Here is a 586-nt window from a genome sequence, read left to right on the forward strand (position 1 = left end):
GGATGACGCTGAAGTCCGTTGCTCGCGGCCCTCGACCTGAGACTGGCGCCGGGCTCGGGAGGCCGAACGTCGAAGGCGCGGCTAGCTTGCCCGTGGAAAGCAGCCACCAGATGCAGAGCAGCAGAAGCAGCACGCCGGGAAGCCAGAATTTCAAGGCGGGCAGGAGCAGTTCGCCGAGCGCCACCCGTATCCGGATGCTGCGGTGGACATGCTTCCAATCGATGGGCTGGCTCACGGCGCGCCCTCCACCCCGGTCCAGCGCCGCGTCGAGCCAACGCCTCCGTGCGTGCGGCGCTGGCGTGCAGGCAATGGCGACCACGAGGCAGGGCGCACCGCTGATGCCAAGCTGGAAGAGTAAGGGGCGCGAGAGACGGGACGTGCGGCGCAGTCGCCTGGTGCCGAGGTGGCGCCAGGAGCCGCCATGATCTTACACCACCTCGATCGTGAGGCGGGCACGGGGCAGGAAGAGGCTCTTCATCCTGGCGGCATTTGTAACGCTTTGGAGGCGGGGCCGGAAGCCTCGTCGGGGCGTTCTCCCAAGGGCCGTCGGTTGCAGGCAGGTTCTCACCGGCACGCGCCCTCCGTC

The 586-nt window shown here is 68.4% G+C and carries 1 protein-coding gene; it reads right to left on the bottom strand.

Annotated elements, in window-relative coordinates; translation table 11 throughout:
- Positions 1–235 (bottom strand): hypothetical protein (locus AC1DWF_RS36775; RefSeq protein WP_476843361.1); only part of this gene is annotated, 235 nt, incomplete at its 3' end.
- Positions 236–586 lie beyond the last annotated feature (351 nt).

This window comes from Aminobacter sp. P4_D5 (assembly GCF_056401815.1).